Source organism: Pseudomonas sp. MSSRFD41 (assembly GCF_014230245.1).
Taxonomy (GTDB): Bacteria; Pseudomonadota; Gammaproteobacteria; order Pseudomonadales; family Pseudomonadaceae; genus Aquipseudomonas; species Aquipseudomonas piscis.
Window position 1 is genome coordinate 18,972 of sequence record NZ_JACKZK010000004.1, and the last position, 15,198, is coordinate 34,169.

Annotated in this window: 29 protein-coding genes; all 29 read left to right on the forward strand. The window is 54.9% G+C overall.

Going from position 1 to position 15,198, the window contains the following annotated elements:
* Positions 1–7 precede the first annotated feature (7 nt).
* Positions 8–1,201 carry an elongation factor Tu gene (gene tuf, locus H7A76_RS08890; RefSeq protein WP_110175871.1) on the forward strand — a complete coding sequence of 398 codons (1,194 nt, stop codon included), beginning with the start codon at positions 8–10 and terminating at the stop codon, positions 1,199–1,201.
* A 141-nt stretch (positions 1,202–1,342) separates the two neighbouring features.
* Complete coding sequence (gene rpsJ, locus H7A76_RS08895) at positions 1,343–1,654, forward strand: 30S ribosomal protein S10 (RefSeq protein ID WP_003186070.1); 312 nt, start codon at positions 1,343–1,345, stop codon at positions 1,652–1,654.
* A gap of 80 nt (positions 1,655–1,734) precedes the next feature.
* Positions 1,735–2,370, forward strand: coding sequence for a 50S ribosomal protein L3 (gene rplC, locus H7A76_RS08900; RefSeq protein ID WP_022641381.1), 636 nt, complete (start codon positions 1,735–1,737; stop codon positions 2,368–2,370).
* 12 nt (positions 2,371–2,382) lie between these two features.
* Entirely contained in the window at positions 2,383–2,985 is a 603-nt protein-coding gene (gene rplD / locus H7A76_RS08905) for a 50S ribosomal protein L4 (RefSeq protein WP_185698163.1), read from the forward strand.
* Positions 2,982–3,281 carry a 50S ribosomal protein L23 gene (gene rplW / locus H7A76_RS08910; protein ID WP_002555488.1) on the forward strand — a complete coding sequence of 100 codons (300 nt, stop codon included), beginning with the start codon at positions 2,982–2,984 and terminating at the stop codon, positions 3,279–3,281. Before rplD ends, rplW begins: the two co-directional genes overlap by 4 nt.
* Before the next feature lie 14 nt (positions 3,282–3,295).
* Positions 3,296–4,120 (forward strand): 50S ribosomal protein L2, encoded by an 825-nt coding sequence (gene rplB, locus H7A76_RS08915; RefSeq protein WP_185698164.1) that lies wholly within the window; start codon positions 3,296–3,298, stop codon positions 4,118–4,120.
* A 16-nt stretch (positions 4,121–4,136) separates the two neighbouring features.
* Entirely contained in the window at positions 4,137–4,412 is a 276-nt protein-coding gene (gene rpsS / locus H7A76_RS08920) for a 30S ribosomal protein S19 (RefSeq protein ID WP_002555486.1), read from the forward strand.
* A gap of 13 nt (positions 4,413–4,425) precedes the next feature.
* A complete protein-coding gene (rplV, locus tag H7A76_RS08925) occupies positions 4,426–4,758 on the forward strand; it encodes a 50S ribosomal protein L22 (protein ID WP_003304070.1) in 333 nt (110 codons plus the stop codon).
* A 13-nt stretch (positions 4,759–4,771) separates the two neighbouring features.
* Positions 4,772–5,458 carry a 30S ribosomal protein S3 gene (rpsC, locus tag H7A76_RS08930; protein WP_007924192.1) on the forward strand — a complete coding sequence of 229 codons (687 nt, stop codon included), beginning with the start codon at positions 4,772–4,774 and terminating at the stop codon, positions 5,456–5,458.
* Positions 5,459–5,470: 12 nt separating this feature from the next.
* On the forward strand, positions 5,471–5,884 hold the full coding sequence (gene rplP / locus H7A76_RS08935) for a 50S ribosomal protein L16 (RefSeq protein WP_003228729.1): 414 nt from the start codon (positions 5,471–5,473) through the stop codon (positions 5,882–5,884).
* A complete protein-coding gene (rpmC, locus tag H7A76_RS08940) occupies positions 5,884–6,075 on the forward strand; it encodes a 50S ribosomal protein L29 (RefSeq protein WP_002555481.1) in 192 nt (63 codons plus the stop codon). Before rplP ends, rpmC begins: the two co-directional genes overlap by 1 nt.
* 2 nt (positions 6,076–6,077) lie before the next feature.
* Positions 6,078–6,344 carry a 30S ribosomal protein S17 gene (gene rpsQ, locus H7A76_RS08945; protein WP_003194644.1) on the forward strand — a complete coding sequence of 89 codons (267 nt, stop codon included), beginning with the start codon at positions 6,078–6,080 and terminating at the stop codon, positions 6,342–6,344.
* Between the two features lie 23 nt (positions 6,345–6,367).
* Positions 6,368–6,736, forward strand: coding sequence for a 50S ribosomal protein L14 (gene rplN, locus H7A76_RS08950; RefSeq protein ID WP_002555479.1), 369 nt, complete (start codon positions 6,368–6,370; stop codon positions 6,734–6,736).
* Positions 6,737–6,747: 11 nt separating this feature from the next.
* Positions 6,748–7,062 (forward strand): 50S ribosomal protein L24, encoded by a 315-nt coding sequence (rplX, locus tag H7A76_RS08955; RefSeq protein ID WP_010443924.1) that lies wholly within the window; start codon positions 6,748–6,750, stop codon positions 7,060–7,062.
* A 20-nt stretch (positions 7,063–7,082) separates the two neighbouring features.
* Complete coding sequence (gene rplE, locus H7A76_RS08960) at positions 7,083–7,622, forward strand: 50S ribosomal protein L5 (protein WP_022641376.1); 540 nt, start codon at positions 7,083–7,085, stop codon at positions 7,620–7,622.
* A gap of 13 nt (positions 7,623–7,635) precedes the next feature.
* Entirely contained in the window at positions 7,636–7,941 is a 306-nt protein-coding gene (gene rpsN, locus H7A76_RS08965; protein WP_022641375.1) for a 30S ribosomal protein S14, read from the forward strand.
* 206 nt (positions 7,942–8,147) lie between these two features.
* On the forward strand, positions 8,148–8,540 hold the full coding sequence (gene rpsH / locus H7A76_RS08970) for a 30S ribosomal protein S8 (RefSeq protein ID WP_011063773.1): 393 nt from the start codon (positions 8,148–8,150) through the stop codon (positions 8,538–8,540).
* A 12-nt stretch (positions 8,541–8,552) separates the two neighbouring features.
* Positions 8,553–9,086, forward strand: a complete 534-nt coding sequence (rplF, locus tag H7A76_RS08975) for a 50S ribosomal protein L6 (protein WP_068577548.1) — start codon at positions 8,553–8,555, stop codon at positions 9,084–9,086.
* A gap of 10 nt (positions 9,087–9,096) precedes the next feature.
* Positions 9,097–9,447, forward strand: a complete 351-nt coding sequence (gene rplR / locus H7A76_RS08980) for a 50S ribosomal protein L18 (protein ID WP_022641372.1) — start codon at positions 9,097–9,099, stop codon at positions 9,445–9,447.
* Between the two features lie 3 nt (positions 9,448–9,450).
* Positions 9,451–9,951 (forward strand): 30S ribosomal protein S5, encoded by a 501-nt coding sequence (gene rpsE / locus H7A76_RS08985; RefSeq protein WP_022641371.1) that lies wholly within the window; start codon positions 9,451–9,453, stop codon positions 9,949–9,951.
* 2 nt (positions 9,952–9,953) lie between these two features.
* Positions 9,954–10,130 (forward strand): 50S ribosomal protein L30, encoded by a 177-nt coding sequence (rpmD, locus tag H7A76_RS08990; protein WP_003176408.1) that lies wholly within the window; start codon positions 9,954–9,956, stop codon positions 10,128–10,130.
* 3 nt (positions 10,131–10,133) lie between these two features.
* Positions 10,134–10,568, forward strand: a complete 435-nt coding sequence (gene rplO / locus H7A76_RS08995; RefSeq protein WP_185698165.1) for a 50S ribosomal protein L15 — start codon at positions 10,134–10,136, stop codon at positions 10,566–10,568.
* Positions 10,569–11,897, forward strand: a complete 1,329-nt coding sequence (gene secY, locus H7A76_RS09000; RefSeq protein ID WP_022641370.1) for a preprotein translocase subunit SecY — start codon at positions 10,569–10,571, stop codon at positions 11,895–11,897.
* 24 nt (positions 11,898–11,921) lie between these two features.
* Positions 11,922–12,038 carry a 50S ribosomal protein L36 gene (gene rpmJ, locus H7A76_RS09005; RefSeq protein WP_002555468.1) on the forward strand — a complete coding sequence of 39 codons (117 nt, stop codon included), beginning with the start codon at positions 11,922–11,924 and terminating at the stop codon, positions 12,036–12,038.
* A 130-nt stretch (positions 12,039–12,168) separates the two neighbouring features.
* Positions 12,169–12,525: a 30S ribosomal protein S13 gene (rpsM, locus tag H7A76_RS09010; protein WP_022641369.1), complete on the forward strand. Its 357-nt coding sequence runs from the start codon at positions 12,169–12,171 to the stop codon at positions 12,523–12,525.
* A gap of 30 nt (positions 12,526–12,555) precedes the next feature.
* Positions 12,556–12,945, forward strand: coding sequence for a 30S ribosomal protein S11 (rpsK, locus tag H7A76_RS09015; RefSeq protein WP_007924177.1), 390 nt, complete (start codon positions 12,556–12,558; stop codon positions 12,943–12,945).
* A gap of 18 nt (positions 12,946–12,963) precedes the next feature.
* Positions 12,964–13,584, forward strand: coding sequence for a 30S ribosomal protein S4 (rpsD, locus tag H7A76_RS09020; protein WP_011063772.1), 621 nt, complete (start codon positions 12,964–12,966; stop codon positions 13,582–13,584).
* A gap of 22 nt (positions 13,585–13,606) precedes the next feature.
* On the forward strand, positions 13,607–14,608 hold the full coding sequence (locus tag H7A76_RS09025; protein WP_007970428.1) for a DNA-directed RNA polymerase subunit alpha: 1,002 nt from the start codon (positions 13,607–13,609) through the stop codon (positions 14,606–14,608).
* Between the two features lie 42 nt (positions 14,609–14,650).
* Positions 14,651–15,037: a 50S ribosomal protein L17 gene (gene rplQ, locus H7A76_RS09030; RefSeq protein WP_007955635.1), complete on the forward strand. Its 387-nt coding sequence runs from the start codon at positions 14,651–14,653 to the stop codon at positions 15,035–15,037.
* Positions 15,038–15,198: the final 161 nt, after the last annotated feature.

Below are 15,198 nucleotides of genomic sequence, written 5' to 3' on the forward strand. Positions count from 1 at the left end.
AATAGTCGTGGCTAAAGAAAAATTTGAACGTAACAAACCGCACGTCAACGTTGGCACCATTGGTCACGTTGACCACGGTAAAACCACTCTGACCGCTGCTCTGACTCGCGTTTGCTCCGAAGTTTTCGGTTCGGCTCGTGTTGACTTCGACAAGATCGACAGCGCTCCAGAAGAAAAAGCTCGTGGTATCACCATCAACACTGCGCACGTAGAGTACGACTCGAACATTCGTCACTACGCGCACGTTGACTGCCCAGGTCACGCCGACTACGTCAAAAACATGATCACCGGTGCTGCCCAGATGGACGGCGCGATCCTGGTTTGCTCGGCTGCCGATGGTCCGATGCCGCAAACTCGTGAGCACATCCTGCTGTCCCGTCAGGTAGGTGTTCCGTACATCGTTGTCTTCCTGAACAAGGCTGACATGGTGGACGACGCTGAGCTGCTGGAACTGGTTGAGATGGAAGTGCGCGATCTGCTGAGCACTTACGACTTCCCAGGTGATGACACTCCGATCATCATCGGTTCGGCTCTGATGGCTCTGAGCGGCCAAGACGACAACGAAATGGGTACCACCGCTGTTAAGCGTCTGGTAGAAACTCTGGATACCTACATCCCAGAGCCAGAGCGTGCTATCGACAAGCCGTTCCTGATGCCAATCGAAGACGTGTTCTCGATCTCCGGTCGTGGCACTGTGGTAACTGGCCGTGTTGAGCGTGGTATCGTTCGCATCCAGGAAGAAGTTGAGATCGTGGGGCTGCGCGAGACTCAGAAGACTACCTGCACCGGCGTTGAAATGTTCCGCAAGCTGCTGGACGAAGGTCGTGCTGGTGAGAACTGCGGCGTTCTGCTGCGTGGCACCAAGCGTGACGACGTTGAGCGTGGCCAGGTTCTGGTTAAGCCAGGTACCGTTAAGCCGCACACCAAGTTCACCGCTGAAGTTTACGTTCTGAGCAAAGAAGAAGGTGGTCGTCATACTCCGTTCTTCAAAGGCTACCGTCCACAGTTCTACTTCCGTACTACTGACGTGACTGGTAACTGCGAACTGCCAGAAGGCGTTGAAATGGTAATGCCAGGTGACAACATCCAGATGACTGTCACTCTGATCAAGACCATCGCGATGGAAGATGGCCTGCGTTTCGCTATCCGTGAAGGCGGTCGTACCGTCGGCGCTGGCGTCGTAGCCAAAGTCATCGAGTAATCGAAGACTCATTGAAGAAGCCCCCGCTTGCGGGGGCTTTTTTATTGGGTTGACACTCTGTGGGGCCGTCTATAGAATTGCGCCTCCTTTTAACGGGCGTATTGCGCCCGGTGGGAATAGCAGCCTGGAGTCTGAAATCCAATGCAAAATCAGCAAATCCGTATCAGGTTGAAGGCTTTCGACCATCGCCTGATCGACCAATCCACCCAGGAAATCGTGGAAACCGCGAAACGTACTGGTGCTCAAGTGCGTGGTCCAATTCCACTGCCTACTCGTAAAGAGCGGTTCACCGTTCTGGTCTCCCCGCACGTCAACAAAGACGCGCGTGACCAGTACGAGATCCGTACTCATAAGCGCGTGCTGGACATCGTTCAGCCAACGGATAAAACCGTTGATGCACTTATGAAGCTTGATCTTGCGGCAGGCGTGGAAGTGCAGATCAGCCTCGGCTAAGACTCGGTCTTGGTCGTGTAACGCTCTGAAATGGGCGGCCATAGCGGGTGAAAGCCCCGTACACTCATGAGGTTTACAACATGACTATTGGTGTAGTCGGTCGTAAGTGCGGTATGACCCGCATTTTCACCGAAGAAGGTGTCTCCATTCCGGTCACGGTCATCGAGATCGAGCCGAATCGTGTCACCCAGTTCAAAACTGAAGAAACCGATGGCTATCGTGCAGTGCAAGTCACTGTAGGTGAGCGTCGTGCTTCGCGCGTGACTGCTGCTCAGGCAGGTCACTTCGCTAAAGCAAATGTTGCTGCTGGTCGTGGCGTTTGGGAATTCCGCCTTGAAGAAGGCGAGTACCAAGCTGGCGATCTGATCAGCGCAGAAATCTTCGCAGCTGGCCAGTTGGTAGATGTTACCGGTCAGTCGAAAGGTAAAGGCTTCGCCGGTACCATCAAGCGTTGGAATTTCCGCGGTCAAGATAACACCCACGGTAACTCCGTTTCCCACCGCGTCCCGGGCTCTATTGGCCAGTGCCAGACTCCTGGTCGTGTATTCAAGGGCAAAAAAATGTCCGGTCATATGGGCGCTGAGCGCGTGACCGTGCAGTCCCTCGAAGTAGTGCGCGTCGACGCTGAACGCAATCTGTTGTTGGTCAAGGGCGCTGTTCCTGGCGCTACTGGCGGCAACCTGGTTGTGCGTCCGGCGGCCAAGGCTCGCGGTTAAGGGGAAGCTGACATGCAATTAAATGTAAATGGCGCTCAAGCGATCGAAGTTTCCGAACTGACATTTGGCGGCGAATTCAACGAGACGCTGGTTCACCAAGCAGTCGTGGCCTACATGGCTGGCGGCCGTCAGGGTAGCAAGCAGCAAAAGACCCGTTCCGACGTTTCTGGTGGCGGCAAGCGCCCATGGCGTCAGAAAGGTACTGGCCGTGCTCGTGCTGGTACTCTCCGTAGCCCAATCTGGCGCGGCGGCGGCACCACTTTCGCAGCTCGTCCTCAAGATCACTCCCAGAAGCTGAACAAGAAGATGTATCGCGCAGCAATGCGTTCCATCCTTGCTGAGCTGGTGCGTACTGATCGTCTGGTCGTGGTTCAGGATTTTGCTGTTGAAACTCCGAAAACCAAAGATCTGCTGGGTAAGCTGAATGGCATGAGTCTGACCGATGTTCTGATCGTGTCTGACGCTGTTGATCAGAACCTGTACCTGGCTGCTCGCAACCTGCCTCACGTTGATGTTCGTGATGTGCGAGGTTCCGATCCAGTTAGTCTGATCGCATACGACAAAGTGTTGATCACTGTGTCGGCCGTGAAGAAATTCGAGGAGCTGCTGGGATGAACCAGGAACGCGTATTTAAAGTTCTGCTTGGCCCGCATGTTTCCGAGAAGGCTACGGTTCTGGCGGACAAGAAAGGCCAGTTCGTTTTCAAGGTTGCTACCGATGCAACCAAGCTGGAAATCAAGAAGGCCGTCGAAAGCCTGTTCAGCGTGAAAGTGGAGCGCGTTACTACCCTGAACGTTCTGGGTAAGAGCAAGCGCACCGCGCGTGGTCTGGGCAAGCGTAATGACTGGAAGAAGGCAGTTATCTCCCTTCAGCCAGGCCAAGATCTCGATTTCAGCAGCAGTGCTGAGTAAGGAAGGGGCGCATCATGGCAATCGTTAAATGCAAACCGACTTCCCCTGGCCGCCGTTTTGTGGTCAAGGTGGTCAACCAGGAGCTGCATAAAGGCGCTCCTCACGCACCGCTGATCGAGAAGAAATCGAAGTCTGGTGGTCGTAACAACAATGGCCGTATCACTACTCGTCACGTTGGTGGCGGTCATAAGCAGCATTATCGTCTGGTCGACTTCCGTCGCAACGACAAGGATGGCATCGCTGCCACCGTCGAGCGTATCGAATACGATCCAAACCGTACTGCTCACATTGCTCTGCTGTGCTATGCCGACGGCGAGCGTCGCTACATCATTGCCCCTAAAGGCGTGAGCGCTGGCGACCAGTTGATCGCGGGTGCCCTGGCACCGATCAAGCCAGGCAACACTCTGCAGCTGCGCAACATTCCAGTTGGTAGCACCGTACACGGCATCGAACTGAAGCCAGGTAAAGGCGCGCAAATCGCTCGTTCGGCTGGTGCTTCGGCTCAGCTGGTCGCTCGTGAAGGTGTCTACGTGACCCTGCGTCTGCGTTCTGGTGAGATGCGTAAAGTGCTGGCTGAATGCCGTGCGACCCTGGGCGAAGTCTCGAACTCCGAGCATAGCCTGCGTTCGCTGGGTAAAGCCGGTGCCAAACGCTGGCGTGGCGTTCGCCCAACCGTTCGTGGCGTTGCCATGAACCCGGTTGACCACCCGCATGGTGGTGGTGAAGGTCGTACCTCCGGTGGTCGTCATCCGGTATCGCCATGGGGCTTCCCGACTAAGGGCGCGAAGACTCGTGGTAATAAGCGTACCGACAAAATGATCGTCCGTCGTCGCAAGTAAATAGAGGGATACGACAGTGCCACGTTCTCTGAAAAAAGGTCCTTTTATTGATCTTCACCTACTGAAGAAGATCGAAGTGGCGGCGGAAAAGAACGATCGCAAACCAGTTAAGACCTGGTCGCGTCGTTCCATGATCCTGCCACAAATGGTCGGTCTGACCATTGCTGTGCATAACGGTCGTCAGCATGTTCCAGTTCTCGTGAACGAAGACATGGTCGGCCACAAACTGGGCGAGTTCGCCGGTACCCGTACATATCGCGGGCACGTGGCTGACAAGAAAGCCAAGCGTTAAGGGGTAAGGAACGATGGAAGTAGCCGCTAAGCTGTCGGGCGCTCGAATCTCCGCCCAGAAAGCCCGCTTGGTCGCCGACCAGATCCGCGGGAAGAAGGTGGGCGACGCGCTCAACCTGTTGGCTTTCAGCAGTAAGAAAGCCGCCGAGATCATGAAGAAAGTGCTGGAGTCGGCCGTAGCCAACGCCGAGCATAACGAAGGCGCAGACGTTGATGACCTGAAGGTCTCCACCGTTTTCGTCAACGAAGGGCGTTCGCTGAAGCGCATCATGCCACGTGCCAAAGGCCGTGCTGATCGCATCGTCAAGCGGTCTTGCCATATCACTGTCAAGGTTGCTGACAAGTAACGGAGTCGAAGAGATGGGTCAGAAAGTACATCCCATTGGCATTCGCCTGGGAATCGTCAAGGAGCACACCTCCGTCTGGTACGCAGACGGTCGGACTTATGCGGACTATTTGCTCGCAGATCTGAATGTGCGTGAGTATCTCCAAGACAAACTAAAAAGCGCGTCCGTAAGCCGTATCGATATTCATCGTCCGGCTCAAACTGCACGCATCACCATCCACACCGCTCGTCCCGGCATCGTGATCGGCAAGAAAGGTGAAGATGTTGAAAAACTGCGTCAGGACCTGACCAAGCAAATGGGTGTGCCTGTGCACATCAATATCGAAGAGATCCGCAAGCCGGAGCTCGACGGTATGCTGGTTGCGCAGAGCGTAGCTCAGCAGCTGGAGCGTCGCGTAATGTTCCGTCGTGCCATGAAGCGCGCCGTACAGAACGCCATGCGCATTGGTGCCAAAGGCATCAAAATCCAAGTGAGCGGTCGTCTCGGCGGTGCTGAAATCGCACGTACTGAATGGTATCGCGAAGGTCGTGTGCCACTGCACACCCTGCGTGCCGATATCGACTATGCCACCTACGAAGCTCACACCACCTACGGTGTGATCGGTGTGAAGGTTTGGATCTTCAAAGGCGAAGTAATTGGTGGTCGCCAAGAAGAGCTGAAGCCGCAAGCGCCAGCGCCTCGTAAAAAAGCTGCTAAGTAAGGGGTACGCCAAATGTTGCAACCAAAGCGTACGAAGTTCCGCAAGCAAATGACCGGCCACAACCGTGGTCTGGCTCTGCGCGGTAGCAAGGTCAGCTTCGGCGAGTTCGCGCTGAAGTCTGTTGCTCGTGGTCGTCTCACCGCTCGTCAGATCGAGTCGGCACGTCGTGCCTTGACCCGTCACGTAAAACGTGGCGGCAAGATCTGGATCCGTGTATTCCCGGACAAGCCTATTTCCAAGAAGCCACTCGAAGTTCGGATGGGTAAAGGTAAGGGTAACGTCGAATACTGGGTTGCCCAGATTCAGCCAGGCAAAGTCCTGTATGAAATCGAGGGTGTTTCTGAAGAGCTGGCGCGTGAGGCTTTCGCCCTGGCTGCTGCAAAGCTGCCGCTCGCCACCTCCTTTGTTAAGCGGACGGTGATGTGATGAAAGCGAATGAACTTCGTGAAAAATCCGCACAGCAGCTGAACGAGCAACTGCTCGGCCTGCTGCGCGACCAGTTCAATCTGCGTATGCAGAAAGCAACTGGCCAGTTGGGGCAGTCTCATCTGCTCTCGCAAGTTAAGCGTGACATCGCTCGCGTGAAGACTGTGCTCAACCAGCAGGCAGGTAAGTAATCATGGCTGAAGCCGAAAAAACTGTCCGTACGCTGACTGGCCGTGTTGTCAGCGACAAGATGGACAAGACCATCACCGTTCTGATCGAGCGTCGCGTTAAGCACCCTATCTACGGTAAATACGTTAAGCGTTCGACTAAGCTGCACGCGCACGACGAAACCAATCAGTGCCACATCGGCGACAAGGTCACTATCCGTGAGACCCGTCCGATGGCCAAGACCAAGTCCTGGGCCCTGGTTGATGTTCTCGAACGCGCTGTGGAAGTCTAAGGGCTAGGGGTCGGAGAAATTATATGATTCAGACTCAATCCATGCTCGATGTGGCCGATAACAGCGGCGCTCGCCGCGTTATGTGCATCAAGGTGCTGGGTGGCTCCCATCGTCGTTACGCTGGTATCGGTGACATCATCAAGGTTACCGTCAAGGAAGCAATTCCTCGCGGTAAGGTGAAAAAAGGCCAAGTGATGACTGCTGTCGTAGTCCGCACTCGCCACGGCGTTCGCCGTGCAGATGGCTCCATCATCCGCTTTGATGGCAACGCTGCTGTTCTGCTGAACAACAAGCAAGAGCCGATCGGTACCCGTATCTTTGGGCCAGTGACCCGTGAGCTTCGTACTGAGAAGTTCATGAAGATCGTCTCGCTCGCCCCAGAAGTGCTGTAAGGAGATCCGACATGCAAAAGATTCGTCGTGACGACGAGATCATCGTGATCGCCGGCAAAGACAAAGGTAAGCGCGGTAAGGTGCTTAAGGTTCTGGCTGACGACCGTCTGGTCGTAGGTGGTCTGAACCTGGTCAAGCGTCATACCAAGCCTAACCCGATGTCGGGCGTACAAGGCGGTATCGTCGAGAAAGAAGCGCCACTGCACGCTTCCAACGTTGCTATTTTCAACAGCGAAACCAACAAGGCTGACCGCGTTGGCTTCAAAGTAGAAGACGGCAAGAAAATTCGTGTCTTCAAGTCGACCCAAAAAGCGGTTGATGCTTGAACACTGCTAGGTAGAAGACCATGGCACGACTCCAAGAGATTTACCGGAAGGAAATCGCCCCGAAACTTAAGGAAGAACTTAAGCTTTCGAACGTGATGGAAGTTCCGCGCGTTACCAAGATCACCCTGAACATGGGTCTGGGCGAGGCGATCGGTGACAAGAAAGTCATCGAGCACGCTGTTGCTGACCTGGAAAAGATCACCGGCCAGAAAGTCGTTGTGACTCACGCTCGTAAATCCATCGCTGGCTTCAAAGTCCGCGAAGGATGGCCGATCGGCGTCAAAGTGACCCTGCGCCGTGAGCGTATGTATGAGTTCCTGGATCGTCTGCTGTCGATCTCCCTGCCTCGGGTTCGCGACTTCCGCGGCCTGAATGCCAAGTCCTTCGATGGTCGTGGTAACTACAGCATGGGCGTGAAAGAGCAGATCATTTTCCCGGAAATCGATTACGACAAGATCGATGCTCTCCGCGGTCTGGACATTACCCTGACCACCACTGCCAAGAACGATGACGAAGGCCGCGCTCTGCTGCGTGCTTTCAAATTCCCGTTCCGCAACTGATTGGAGTAGGAAAATGGCCAAGAAGAGCATGAAGAACCGTGAGCTGAAGCGTCAGCTCACCGTTGCCAAGTACGCCGCCAAGCGTGCAGCGCTGAAAGCGATCATCGTGGATCTGAACGCAAGTCCAGAAGCCCGTTGGGAAGCGACCGTAGCTCTGCAAAAGCAACCACGTGACGCAAGTGCTTCGCGCATGCGTAACCGTTGCCGTCTGACCGGTCGTCCGCATGGCGTTTACCGCAAGTTCGGCCTGGGCCGTAACAAACTGCGTGAAGCCGCAATGCGTGGTGACGTTCCAGGTCTGGTAAAAGCCAGCTGGTAATGGCTATAAGCCTATGGTGGCTGGGGTTGCAAGATCCCGATCATCGGTGAGCTCAAGCATGAATCAAGCCCCTTCTGGGGCTTGATTCATTTCTAGGGTGTGTCTAGAATGACCGGCTCGCCTGAGCCCGTGTTTTTTGCCCGGGTATCTTTGGTGAAAGCTGTAGCCGCAAGGCTAATTCTTTTTGTATCAGGAGCATCTAGCCCATGAGTATGCAGGACCCGTTAGCGGACATGCTAACTCGAATCCGTAATGCCCAGATGGCTGAAAAGTCCGTCGTGAGCATGCCGTCTTCCACTTTGAAGGTGGCTGTAGCAAAAGTCCTGAAGGACGAAGGTTACATTGCGGGTTATCAGATCAGCAGCGAAATCAAGCCTCTGCTGTCCATCGAGCTGAAGTACTTCGAAGGCCGTCCGGTCATCGAGGAAGTGAAGCGCGTTAGTCGTCCAGGCCTGCGTCAGTACAAGTCCGTTGAAGAGCTGCCGAAAGTACGTGGCGGCCTCGGCGTATCTATCGTCTCCACCAACAAAGGTGTGATGACTGATCGTGCTGCGCGCGCTGCCGGTGTCGGCGGCGAAGTTCTTTGCACTGTGTTCTAAGGGGGGATAAGCATGTCTCGCGTCGCTAAGAACCCCGTTAAGCTGCCAGCTGGCGTCGAAGTGAAATTCGCCGGTCAACAGCTTTCGGTGAAGGGTGCCAAGGGTACTCTCGAACTGAACGTACACGCCTCCGTTGAAATTGTTCAGGAAGCCGGTGAGCTGCGTTTTGCTGCTCGCAATGGCGACCAGCAAACTCGCGCAATGGCCGGTACCACTCGTGCACTGGTTAACAACATGGTCCAGGGCGTAAGCCAAGGCTTCGAGCGTAAGCTCCAGCTGGTCGGTGTTGGTTACAAGGCACAGGCAAAAGGCACAGTGCTGAACCTGGCCCTCGGCTTCTCGCATCCAGTGGATTACGAACTGCCGGCAGGCATCACCGCTGAGACTCCTAGCCAGACCGATATCCTGATCAAGGGCATCGACAAACAGCTGGTAGGTCAAGTGGCCGCTGAGATCCGCGACTTCCGTCCACCAGAGCCTTACAAAGGTAAAGGTGTGCGCTACGCGGACGAAGTCGTCCGTCGTAAAGAAGCCAAGAAGAAGTAGGGCATAGCAAATGACCGACAAAAAAGTTACTCGACTGCGTCGCGCTCGCAAAGCACGCCTGAAAATGCACGAACTCGAAGTCGTGCGTCTCTGCGTGTTCCGCTCTTCGCAGCACATCTACGCCCAGGTCATTTCGGCCGACGGCAACAAGGTCCTGGCAAGCGCCTCGACTTTGGATAAAGAACTGCGTGATGGCGCCACTGGCAACATCGACGCGGCTACTAAGGTTGGCCAGCTGGTCGCTACGCGTGCAAAAGCCGCTGGTGTCTCGCAAGTGGCTTTCGACCGTTCCGGCTTCAAGTACCACGGCCGCGTCAAGGCGCTGGCTGAGGCTGCTCGTGAAGCTGGGCTGGAGTTCTAAGTTATGTCCAATAACGACCAAAAGCGCGACGAAGGCTACATCGAGAAGCTGGTTCAAGTTAACCGCGTAGCCAAAACCGTAAAAGGTGGCCGTATCTTCACTTTCACCGCGTTGACCGTGGTTGGTGATGGTAAGGGCCGTGTTGGCTTCGGCCGTGGCAAGTCGCGTGAAGTGCCTGCTGCGATCCAGAAGGCAATGGAAGCTGCTCGCCGCAACATGATCCAGGTTGATCTGGACGGCACTACTCTGCAATACGCAATGAAGTCTGCCCATGGCGCTTCCAAGGTGTACATGCAGCCTGCTTCTGAAGGTACCGGTATCATCGCTGGCGGCGCCATGCGTGCTGTCCTCGAGGTTGCTGGTGTTCAGAACGTTCTGGCCAAGTGCTACGGCTCGACTAACCCGGTAAACGTGGTTCACGCCACTTTCAAGGGTTTGAAAGCAATGCAGTCCCCTGAATCCATTGCCGCCAAGCGTGGCAAAAGCGTCCAGGAGATCATCTGATCATGGCTACCGTTAAAGTAACGCTGATCAAAAGCATGACCGGCCGTATCCCTAACCACAAGTTGTGCGTTAAGGGTCTGGGCCTGCGTCGCATCGGTCACACTGTAGAAGTCCAGGATACTCCCGAGAACCGCGGGATGATCAACAAGGCTTACTACATGCTGCGTGTCGAGGGTTAATCGATGAAACTCAATGATCTGAGTCCAGCGCCGGGTTCCCGTCGCGAAAAGCATCGTCCGGGCCGTGGTATCGGTAGTGGTTTGGGTAAGACTGGTGGCCGTGGTCACAAAGGTCAGACTTCCCGCTCCGGTGGCACCATTGCTCCAGGCTTTGAAGGCGGCCAACAGCCGCTGCATCGTCGCCTGCCGAAGTTCGGTTTCGTTTCCCTGAAGGCCATGGATCGCGCAGAAGTGCGTCTGTCCGAGCTGGCTAAAGTCGAAGGCGACATCGTCACCGTGCAGTCCCTGAAAGATGCCAGCGTGATTAACCAGAGCGTTCAGCGTGTGAAAATCATGCTGTCCGGTGAAGTTACTCGCGCTGTGACTATCAAGGGCATCGCAGCCACCAAAGGTGCGCGTGCGGCTATCGAAGCAGCTGGCGGCAAGTTCGAGGAATAAATGGCTAAGCAAGGTGCTCTCTCTGCGCTCGGCAAAGGCGGTATGTCTGAACTCTGGGCTCGTCTGCGTTTTCTGTTCATGGCGATTATCGTCTATCGGATAGGTGCGCACATCCCGGTTCCAGGTATCAACCCTGATCGACTCGCAGACCTGTTTCGACAGAATGAGGGGACCATTCTTAGCTTGTTCAACATGTTTTCCGGTGGTGCGCTGGAGCGTATGAGCATCTTTGCACTGGGGATCATGCCGTACATCTCGGCATCGATCATCATGCAGCTCATGACCGCTGTCAGCCCACAGCTGGAGCAGTTGAAGAAGGAAGGTGAAGCTGGCCGTCGCAAGATCAGCCAGTACACCCGCTACGGCACTGTCGTCCTCGCTCTAGTTCAGGCCATCGGCATGTCCGTTGGCCTGGCTGGGCAGGGCGTTGCGTTCACTGGTGACTTCGGCTTCCATTTCGTTGCGGTATCCACTTTCGTGGCTGGCGCGATGTTCATGATGTGGCTGGGTGAGCAGATTACTGAGCGTGGTGTTGGCAACGGTATCTCGATGTTGATCTTCGCGGGTATCGTCGCCGGTCTTCCGAGAGCGATCGGGCAGTCTTTCGAGTCTGCGCGTCAGGGCGATATCAACATTTTCGCCTTGGTTGCGATCGGTTTGCTGGCAGTAGCGATTATCGGTTTTGTGGTGTTCATTGAGCGTGGCCAGCGTCGTATTGCTGTTCACTACGCCAAGCGTCAGCAGGGCCGTAAGGTGTTTGCTGCGCAGACCAGCCACTTGCCGCTGAAAGTGAATATGGCCGGTGTTATTCCTGCTATTTTCGCGAGCAGCATTTTGCTGTTTCCGGCTTCGTTGGGTGCCTGGTTCGGTCAGTCTGAAGGTATGGGCTGGTTGCAGGACATCTCGCAGTCGATCGCTCCTGGTCAGCCGTTGAATATTCTGCTGTTTAGTGCAGGGATTATTTTCTTCTGCTTCTTCTATACGGCGTTGATGTTCAATCCGAAAGACGTAGCGGAAAACCTGAAGAAGTCCGGTGCCTTTATTCCGGGCATCCGTCCAGGTGAGCAATCGGCACGCTACATTGATGGCGTTCTGACCCGCTTGACTATGTTCGGTGCTCTATATATGACGGCCGTCTGCCTGTTGCCACAGTTCCTGGTGGTTGCTGCAAACGTTCCGTTCTACCTTGGCGGGACCTCGTTGCTGATCGTGGTCGTGGTTGTTATGGACTTCATGTCGCAAGTACAATCGCACCTCGTTTCCCACCAGTACGAATCCCTGATGAAGAAAGCCAACCTGAAGGGTTACGGCAGCGGCATGCTGCGCTAATCCATAAGGTTCGAGGAGTTGGTGATGAAAGTTCGTGCATCGGTGAAAAAGCTGTGCCGCAACTGCAAGATTATTCGCCGCGAAGGTGTTGTTCGAGTAATTTGCAGCGCGGAACCACGTCACAAGCAGCGCCAAGGCTGAGTGTGATTGTGCTTCAAGCCCGGCAGCTAGTGCGCTGCCGGGTTGATTATTTGTTATTACAGCGATATTATCTCGCGCCCTATTTCTTGGCTTCCGGGGCGTAGGTAGCTGTCAATTGGAGTCCCACTGAATGGCCCGTATTGCAGGCGTTAACATTCCAGATAACAAACATACTGTTATCTCGCTGACCTACATCTATGGTGTTGGTCGCACTACTGCACACAAAATCTGTGCAGTGACTGGGGTCAACCCAGCTGCGAAGATCAAGGATCTGAGCGACGAGCAAATTGAACAGCTGCGTGGCGAAGTGGCGAAGTTCACCACTGAAGGTGACCTGCGTCGCGAAAACAACATGAAAATCAAACGCTTGATGGACCTGGGCTGCTATCGCGGTCTGCGCCATCGTCGTGGTCTGCCAGTACGCGGTCAGCGTACCAAGACCAACGCGCGTACTCGCAAAGGTCCGCGTAAGCCGATCCGCAAGTAATCGCACCAGCGAATCGACAGGAATTTAGTCATGGCAAAACCTGCTGCTCGTCCTCGTAAGAAAATCAAAAAGACAGTGGTTGATGGCATCGCCCATATCCACGCGTCTTTCAACAACACCATCGTGACCATCACCGACCGTCAGGGTAATGCTCTTTCCTGGGCAACCTCCGGTGGTTCGGGTTTCCGCGGTTCTCGTAAGTCCACTCCGTTCGCTGCTCAAGTAGCTGCTGAGCGTGCTGGCCAAGCTGCGCTGGAATATGGCCTGAAGAACCTCGACGTTAACGTCAAGGGCCCGGGTCCAGGTCGTGAATCCGCAGTTCGTGCTCTGAACGGCTGTGGCTACAAGATCGCCAGCATCACCGACGTGACGCCAATCCCGCACAACGGGTGCCGTCCGCCGAAGAAGCGCCGCGTGTAATCCAGGAGATTGTAAAGAATGGCTCGTTACATTGGTCCAAAATGCAAACTGGCTCGTCGCGAAGGCACCGATCTCTTCCTGAAGAGCGGTGTGCGCGCTATCGAATCCAAGTGCAACATCGAAGCAGCTCCTGGCATCCACGGCCAGCGTCGTGGTCGTCAATCCGACTACGGTACCCAGCTGCGTGAAAAGCAAAAGGTTCGTCGCATCTACGGCGTTCTGGAGCGTCAATTCAGCGGTTACTACAAACAAGCCGCCGGCAAGAAGGGCGCAACTGGTGAGAACCTGTTGCAACTGCTGGAATGCCGTCTGGACAACGTTGTATACCGCATGGGCTTCGGTTCCACTCGTGCCGAATCCCGTCAGCTGGTATCGCACAAGTCGATCAGCGTAAACGGTCAGACCGTTAACGTTCCGTCCTACCAGGTTCGTGCTGGTGACGTGGTTGCTGTTCGCGAGAAAGCAAAAAACCAACTTCGCATTGTCCAAGCTCTCGATCTGTGTGCTCAACGTGGCCGCGTAGAATGGGTAGAAGTAGACACTGAGAAGAAGTCGGGCGTTTTCAAGAACGTTCCAGCTCGCAGTGATCTGTCCGCCGACATCAACGAAAGCCTGATTGTCGAGCTCTACTCCAAGTAAGGGCTAGAAAATAGGTGCATCCATGCAGATTTCGGTAAATGAGTTCCTGACACCCCGCCATATTGATGTGCAGGTTGTCAGTCCAACCCGCGCCAAGATCACTCTCGAGCCTCTCGAGCGTGGTTTCGGCCACACCCTGGGCAACGCGCTGCGCCGCATCCTGTTGTCCTCAATGCCCGGCTGTGCAGTAGTCGAGGCCGAGATTGACGGTGTGCTCCACGAGTACAGCGCCATCGAAGGTGTACAGGAAGACGTAATTGAAATCCTGTTGAACCTTAAAGGTCTGGCTATCAAGCTGCACGGCCGTGACGAAGTTACGCTGACCTTGTCGAAGAAGGGTTCGGGGGTGGTTACCGCTGCCGATATTCAGCTGGATCATGATGTCGAGATCGTTAATCCCGATCACGTAATCGCTAACCTGGCGTCTAACGGCGCTCTGAACATGAAGCTCGTAGTAGCTCGTGGTCGTGGTTATGAGCCGGCCGACTCGCGTCAAAGCGATGAAGACGAAAGCCGCAGCATTGGTCGCTTGCAGCTCGACTCTTCGTTCAGCCCGGTTCGCCGTATCGCCTACGTGGTGGAAAACGCCCGTGTCGAGCAGCGTACCAACCTGGACAAGCTGGTTATTGATCTGGAAACCAACGGTACTCTGGATCCTGAAGAGGCTATCCGCCGTGCTGCAACCATCCTGCAACAGCAGTTGGCTGCGTTCGTCGACCTCAAAGGTGACAGTGAGCCAGTGGTAGTCGAGCAGGAAGACGAGATCGATCCGATCCTGCTTCGCCCGGTTGACGATCTGGAACTGACTGTACGTTCGGCTAACTGCCTTAAGGCGGAAAACATTTACTACATCGGCGACCTGATTCAGCGTACCGAAGTAGAACTGTTGAAGACTCCGAACCTGGGCAAGAAGTCCTTGACCGAAATCAAGGATGTTCTGGCCTCCCGCGGTCTGTCCCTCGGCATGCGCCTCGATAACTGGCCGCCTGCAAGTCTTAAGAAGGACGACAAGGCGACTGCCTGATCGTCGTAATCACCGAACGTTGTGTTTGGTAAGGAATGAACCATGCGTCATCGTAAAAGTGGGCGTCACCTGAGCCGCACCAGCTCGCACCGCAAGGCCATGTTCCAGAACATGGCGGTGTCGCTGTTCGAGCACGAGCTGATCAAAACTACCCTGCCGAAAGCCAAGGAACTGCGCCGCGTTGCCGAGCCGCTGATCACTCTGGCTAAGACAGACAGCGTTGCTAACCGTCGCCTGGCTTTCGACCGTACTCGTTCGAAAGCTATCGTTGGTAAGCTCTTCAACGACCTGGGCAAGCGTTACGCTACCCGTGAGGGTGGCTACCTGCGCATCCTCAAGTGCGGTTTCCGCGCTGGCGACAACGCTCCTATGGCGTACGTTGAACTGGTTGATCGTGCTGTTGGCGGCGAAGCTGTATCCGCTGAATAAGACGTCAGTCTGAAACAAGGAACCGGGCCTAGTGCCCGGTTTTTTGTATGTCTATCCATTGTTGATTTCTATCGCTTTGCGAAATCTAATGCATTGGATGTGGTAGTAATCATGATCAATACTCTTTCTCAGCCGATTAGCCGGCAGTTCCCAGACAGATA

Bases quoted from the DNA above. Each gene is read 5' to 3' on its own strand.
- rpsJ (WP_003186070.1), top strand. From the start codon at position 1,343: ATGCAAAATCAGCAAATCCGTATCAGGTTGAAGGCTTTCGACCATCGC.
- rplC (WP_022641381.1), top strand. From the start codon at position 1,735: ATGACTATTGGTGTAGTCGGTCGTAAGTGCGGTATGACCCGCATTTTC.
- rplD (WP_185698163.1), top strand. From the start codon at position 2,383: ATGCAATTAAATGTAAATGGCGCTCAAGCGATCGAAGTTTCCGAACTG.
- rplW (WP_002555488.1), top strand. From the start codon at position 2,982: ATGAACCAGGAACGCGTATTTAAAGTTCTGCTTGGCCCGCATGTTTCC.
- rplB (WP_185698164.1), top strand. From the start codon at position 3,296: ATGGCAATCGTTAAATGCAAACCGACTTCCCCTGGCCGCCGTTTTGTG.
- rplV (WP_003304070.1), top strand. From the start codon at position 4,426: ATGGAAGTAGCCGCTAAGCTGTCGGGCGCTCGAATCTCCGCCCAGAAA.
- rpsC (WP_007924192.1), top strand. From the start codon at position 4,772: ATGGGTCAGAAAGTACATCCCATTGGCATTCGCCTGGGAATCGTCAAG.
- rplP (WP_003228729.1), top strand. From the start codon at position 5,471: ATGTTGCAACCAAAGCGTACGAAGTTCCGCAAGCAAATGACCGGCCAC.
- rpmC (WP_002555481.1), top strand. From the start codon at position 5,884: ATGAAAGCGAATGAACTTCGTGAAAAATCCGCACAGCAGCTGAACGAG.
- rpsQ (WP_003194644.1), top strand. From the start codon at position 6,078: ATGGCTGAAGCCGAAAAAACTGTCCGTACGCTGACTGGCCGTGTTGTC.
- rplN (WP_002555479.1), top strand. From the start codon at position 6,368: ATGATTCAGACTCAATCCATGCTCGATGTGGCCGATAACAGCGGCGCT.
- rplX (WP_010443924.1), top strand. From the start codon at position 6,748: ATGCAAAAGATTCGTCGTGACGACGAGATCATCGTGATCGCCGGCAAA.
- rplE (WP_022641376.1), top strand. From the start codon at position 7,083: ATGGCACGACTCCAAGAGATTTACCGGAAGGAAATCGCCCCGAAACTT.
- rpsN (WP_022641375.1), top strand. From the start codon at position 7,636: ATGGCCAAGAAGAGCATGAAGAACCGTGAGCTGAAGCGTCAGCTCACC.
- rpsH (WP_011063773.1), top strand. From the start codon at position 8,148: ATGAGTATGCAGGACCCGTTAGCGGACATGCTAACTCGAATCCGTAAT.
- rplF (WP_068577548.1), top strand. From the start codon at position 8,553: ATGTCTCGCGTCGCTAAGAACCCCGTTAAGCTGCCAGCTGGCGTCGAA.
- rplR (WP_022641372.1), top strand. From the start codon at position 9,097: ATGACCGACAAAAAAGTTACTCGACTGCGTCGCGCTCGCAAAGCACGC.
- rpsE (WP_022641371.1), top strand. From the start codon at position 9,451: ATGTCCAATAACGACCAAAAGCGCGACGAAGGCTACATCGAGAAGCTG.
- rpmD (WP_003176408.1), top strand. From the start codon at position 9,954: ATGGCTACCGTTAAAGTAACGCTGATCAAAAGCATGACCGGCCGTATC.
- rplO (WP_185698165.1), top strand. From the start codon at position 10,134: ATGAAACTCAATGATCTGAGTCCAGCGCCGGGTTCCCGTCGCGAAAAG.
- secY (WP_022641370.1), top strand. From the start codon at position 10,569: ATGGCTAAGCAAGGTGCTCTCTCTGCGCTCGGCAAAGGCGGTATGTCT.
- rpmJ (WP_002555468.1), top strand. From the start codon at position 11,922: ATGAAAGTTCGTGCATCGGTGAAAAAGCTGTGCCGCAACTGCAAGATT.
- rpsM (WP_022641369.1), top strand. From the start codon at position 12,169: ATGGCCCGTATTGCAGGCGTTAACATTCCAGATAACAAACATACTGTT.
- rpsK (WP_007924177.1), top strand. From the start codon at position 12,556: ATGGCAAAACCTGCTGCTCGTCCTCGTAAGAAAATCAAAAAGACAGTG.
- rpsD (WP_011063772.1), top strand. From the start codon at position 12,964: ATGGCTCGTTACATTGGTCCAAAATGCAAACTGGCTCGTCGCGAAGGC.
- H7A76_RS09025 (WP_007970428.1), top strand. From the start codon at position 13,607: ATGCAGATTTCGGTAAATGAGTTCCTGACACCCCGCCATATTGATGTG.
- rplQ (WP_007955635.1), top strand. From the start codon at position 14,651: ATGCGTCATCGTAAAAGTGGGCGTCACCTGAGCCGCACCAGCTCGCAC.